Origin of the sequence: Stieleria sp. (assembly GCF_041595215.1) — a bacterium.
Classification (GTDB): domain Bacteria; phylum Planctomycetota; class Planctomycetia; order Pirellulales; family Pirellulaceae; genus Stieleria; species Stieleria magnilauensis.
In genome coordinates this window covers 1-4,657 of record NZ_JBFHKV010000707.1, presented here as the reverse complement: position 1 = coordinate 4,657, position 4,657 = coordinate 1, and the positions used below count along the sequence as shown (strand labels likewise).

Annotated in this window: 4 protein-coding genes and 1 pseudogene; 1 reads left to right on the top strand and 4 read right to left on the bottom strand. The window is 58.1% G+C overall.

The window, feature by feature from the left end; translation table 11 throughout:
* A pseudogene (locus tag ABX749_RS22855) lies at nucleotides 1–843 on the top strand (hypothetical protein); the annotation flags it as partial.
* A gap of 255 nt (nucleotides 844–1,098) precedes the next feature.
* On the opposite strand, the gene ABX749_RS22850 reads toward ABX749_RS22855, so the two are convergent.
* The 4 genes from ABX749_RS22850 to ABX749_RS22835 all read right to left on the bottom strand — a co-directional run.
* Nucleotides 1,099–1,431 (bottom strand): hypothetical protein, encoded by a 333-nt coding sequence (locus ABX749_RS22850; RefSeq protein ID WP_372898021.1) that lies wholly within the window; start codon nucleotides 1,429–1,431, stop codon nucleotides 1,099–1,101.
* A 311-nt stretch (nucleotides 1,432–1,742) separates the two neighbouring features.
* Nucleotides 1,743–3,440: a hypothetical protein gene (locus ABX749_RS22845; protein WP_372898020.1), complete on the bottom strand. Its 1,698-nt coding sequence runs from the start codon at nucleotides 3,438–3,440 to the stop codon at nucleotides 1,743–1,745.
* The gene (locus ABX749_RS22840) at nucleotides 3,440–4,177 is read right to left on the bottom strand and encodes a hypothetical protein (protein ID WP_372898019.1); all 738 of its coding nucleotides are present in this window, start codon (nucleotides 4,175–4,177) and stop codon (nucleotides 3,440–3,442) included. The genes ABX749_RS22845 and ABX749_RS22840 overlap by 1 nt, the downstream gene beginning before the upstream one ends.
* 189 nt (nucleotides 4,178–4,366) lie before the next feature.
* Nucleotides 4,367–4,657: DUF971 domain-containing protein (locus tag ABX749_RS22835; protein ID WP_372898018.1), on the bottom strand; the 291-nt coding region annotated here is incomplete at its 5' end.

The window sequence follows — 4,657 nt, the reverse complement described above, 5'->3', positions numbered from 1 at the left end:
TCGTGGGTGCTGGCTCCCTGCATGGCCATCGCCGTGGTCGCGCTCTTTCAACAGATCATGTCCATGGTCTCGATCATGGGCGGGTTGCGACTGACCGAGACCCAGCAGATCTTGTTGGATTACCGCTCCAACGTGTTTGGCGTGGCGTTCTACGGTTTCATCCCCACGCTTCTGCTGGGCATCGGCTTGGCGGTCGCGATCCGAAAGAATGCCGACTCGATCGCGATCCATCGTTTCCGATCAAGCGTTCTACAACGCTCGACCTGGGCGATCCCGGTGTTGGCGTTTCTCGGCCTCACCGTCGCCGCCGCGTCCTTTCAACCGTCTCGCTATCGTGCCGCCCGAGTCGATCGAATGTTGAACGAAGGACAGATCGATGAAGCGATCACGTTCATGCAACAACAGGGCAAACATCGCTTTCCCCAGGTCTGGGATCCGCCTCCACATTTTCCCACCCGTCGCAAGCCGAGTCCGCCGATCTCTGACCTGCTCTCGGCGATCGGGCGCAATCACCCCGATCGTTGGATCAGCGATCGGCTGTTGGTCCAAGCCGACGAACTGTTGATGTGGCAATTCGGATGGACGCAAGGTGTCGGCGACGAAAACTACCTCCGGTCGACACTCTTCATCACCGACCGCGAGGCGCTCGTCGAACTGCAAGCACATTTTGAAAAACTCGTCGACATTCCCGCGAGCGGTGAAGAACAGCAGCGCCGCGCCCGACTGCTGCAAATCGTCAACGAGGCGATCCCCAAAGCCGAAGCATTCGAAACCGACCTGCCCGTGTCCGAGGTCACCGAACCGGAGCCGGGAACGGATTCGCAACGAGCGGAAGCGGAGTGAGAGGGTATGGCCCGAAGGCTTACTGTGGCACTGACGGAGTTAGCGGAACGGCGCGAGCCGTCCGGTTTGACCCTGAAAGACCGGAGGGCTCGCGCCCTGCCGCTAACAACAGTACCCCGTTTGGCGCCAAAGTAAGTGGCATTGGACGCGAACCCTTCGGTGTTTGGGTAACGATGACGAACAGGCGGGCTTGCGGGCTGCAGCTAAAGCTTCATGCGACGCCGGAAATAAATGCTTCAACGACGTACGTTGCGGTTACGCAAACAGCGCCGAGACAAGGTTCCCGATCAATGAGATTGCGATCGCAGCAAAGAACCATGACGTGCCTTGCTTGGTGTCTCCGTTCCAAAGGCGGTGCGCCGAAAGACCGAGCAACAGCGTTGTTGCGAACACGATGGTCGTATAGATCGCGTGCAGTCCGTTGCCGTAGGTCTTCGGAACGAAGAATTGCCCCACCATATAGATGGCAAAACAAACGTTGATCAACAGAATGAAGGCGACCAGATACTTCGCCAGATTCACCGCTCGCCCAGCCTGTGCTTCCTGCGATACCGAATCGGGACTTGTCGTGGCTGATCCGTTTGACATGGCAGCTCAAACCGTTTTTGTCTGGGGCGAAGGCCTTTGATCTCGATCTCGATCGAAGCATCAAATTAGAACAGATCCTGTCTCGCCGTGCCAACCTTTCCGTGCCAAGCGCAGGTGGGTGACCGAGGATCGGCTAAAGCCTAGTACCGCTAAGTTAAGCGTCGTTTCCTCGTGCTAGGGCCCGTAGGCTCGCGCCAAACGGCTGATATTCGTTTGATATCAGCCGGTTCGCGCCAGCGCGAGCGGCCTCTCGGTCGGTCTTAACTTAGCGGTATTGGGCTAAAGCCTAGACACAAACGTCATGTCGATCCCTACGGCGTCGGGATCTCCATCCAAATCGGTTTGTCTGCTGGCAGCGGAACCGTCACGCGCACATTCGTGACCACCGGGCCGCCGGGGATGTCGATTTCCGTTCCGGGATACACTGTTCCGCTGCGAATCTCTGTGGTCACTGGGCGGGGCGACGAATCGGTCTGCTCCGCCGGCTCCGGATGCGGAACCAGCCAGACCTGACGAATCGGCAGACCCTGGTAACGCCACGTGTCGGGCACAGCCGCCGGATAGGCAAACGTCCAAAAGTTGGCGACATCAGAGGTCAGTGCCAAGCGGCGGAGCGCCTCGCCGTCGGGCGAGTACTCAGCGAGGGGCAGTCGTGCATCGGGAATCGTTTGCCACGCTGTCGTCAGTGCGTCCTCGGGATAGAGCGATTGCAATGGGGCCGGTTGAGGCGTTTCGCGTCGTCTGGCATGCGGACCATCATCGTCGGTGTCTGCCAGCAACTCCACGGTTCGCCATTGAAAACGTGCGTCAAACGTCGTCACAAACTGAGCCGCCTGCAGTGGAAGACTTCCTTCGGCCAGATGCGGACGCAAGCCAATGCGGTTTGGAAAGCGTGCCTCAAAAATCACTTCCACGACCAGTCTTGCGCCTGATGGAAAGGCCGGATAATGAACGAACAGACGCATCGTGTTGCCGTCTTCGGAGATCCGGCCTTGCGTTTGACTCGATAGCGTTTTGGCCGCCTGGTTAGGGTTCTGCAGTGAGTCCGTCACCATCAGCTTCGGTCTGCCTGCTGTTGCTGCCGCGTTATCAAAGACGACTTCAGGTTGTTCAACCGGGGAGGAATCATCGCGCACCGGACGGACGGAAATCGCGTTCAAGACTTGCAGCCAGCGGACATTTCGGTCGTCCAAGATGGCTCGGTAAGACGGTTGGTATTCCAACAAGCCGTTCCAGCCGGTCGTATTGTCCAACAACCGCATTCCCTGGCGATGACCCCAAGACGACACGTTCCGCGCGTCCGTTGGTGCAACGAACCGCTTGGGCGGTCCGGATTGATACCCTTTCGGCACGATGGACAGCATGTTGCCTTTGGCATCATATTCCGGCGGCAGAGAATGCAACTTGAATTTGCCAGCGGGATGCATTTCCGAGTAACGCATCTGTCGTAGCACGAGGGGCTTGTCCAGGTCAAATGCCTCCGCCGTCGGAGCACCTTTGCCGTTGCTACTGCTGCCGGACGTATTGATCCAGCCCGGTGGATGCGTTTTGACGATCGCTTCAGAGTCGTCGACGAACACCTGCGTAACATATTCCTGATCGGCGTTTTGGGTGTATTTCAAATGGATGGTGTGGATGCCTGTCGGTAACTCATACGACTGGAACACTTCGGGGTCGCCCATCGAGTGGATGCCCTCGGTTGCCAGACGCAGTTCCATTGCCGCATCCGCGGGCAGTGAGTACTTCCAACCGTGAATGTTGTGCCAAATGCCGGGCAGGCTTCGGAGGCACAACTTTTGATCATCAATGATGGACAGATTGGTCGTCAACGCGCGCATTTGATCGACGCTGTTCTGCAACACCGGTATCTCACGCACGGCAAAGTAGGTCGGCAGCCAAGCGGCGACCATCAGGGTGAGCAACATCAAATCCAGCAGACTGAACCGAAACCTTCGTCGTCGCGGCAACGGTGCGTTGGCTTCCGTCGGAGGCTCCATGGCGTTCGTCATCACTCAAGCTCCGGCATTCGGTCGGTCTTGCCCTGCGCCCATTGCTCAAACGTGTCGCGCAGATCGGATTCCACCATGTAGGTGACGATTCCCGGGTAAAGCGTCGTCTCGCCCTCTTGTGGCTCCACCGGCTGACGGCTTCGCAGACGCAGCAAACAAATCGGTTCATCCACCGAATAGGACTTCGCCGGCGTCTCGGCCGTCACGGCGGGCTCGATGACGAACTGATCGAGCGAATCGAGCGGCAGATCTTCCGACAAGGTCGATGAAGTGGAGGACCCGCCACGCATTTGACTGAAGGTCCAGCCCGATTCCTGCTTGATGAGTGCGATCGTTAACACCGTTTCGACAGGATCTTGTTCTTTACCGCCCCAACTGCTGTCGCGTCCACCGGCGCTATGCGGTGAGTCTGCCGAGACGGCGCGTCGGCCGGTCACAAAACTCGGTCCATATCCGGCCGGCAGATAAATCCGGTACTTCCACACGTATGCGGCCTCCACGCCGGGAGGAATCGCGTCCGGCCTGACCGGCACATGCCTGAGATGCACACGTTTGGGATCGGTCACTTCCAATAACCCGACTTCCTCGGCCAACTGCGCCCGCTGTCGACGCAGATCAAACAGTCGTAGGTTGAAGTAAATCGAGCTGGTGATCCCAATCGCTGCGCCCAGCACAATCAACCAGGTAACCGGACGACGCGGTCGCGAACTGGGTGGCGACGCATTGACTTCCATCATTCTGCCATCCCTCTCCCCATTCCCAGCGACTTAACAGGGCAGGGAGGCTGGTTGGAAAGGTAGAAAAATTTTGGAGGTAGGAAAATTGGATTCATCGGATGGTCGGTGCGTTCCATCATTTTCTTACCTCCAAAATTTTCTTACCTGTTTTCAAGCCAGGCCTACACGTCTTGCCGCAGATTCGCCGTTTCACGCCCCGAGTTCGCGAAGCATCGTCAAGGGAAACAGGCCTGAGGAATGACCGTCGCTGAAGGCGATGTTGTAGGCGTAGGAACCGACCGGACGCATCGACGTGATCGTCAACGGACGAGCTTCTTCGGCCTTCAGGACCGGTAGCGTGAGTGACTTCGATGGTCCTTCGTCGGCTGACTGATCGGCGCGCTTTTTCTCCCGGCACGTCGCGCACGGACAAGCTTTCCGGAGCTGGCTGGCGGTCAATCGCGACACTCTGCCGTCGCTCCAGGTGATCACGATCGCGGT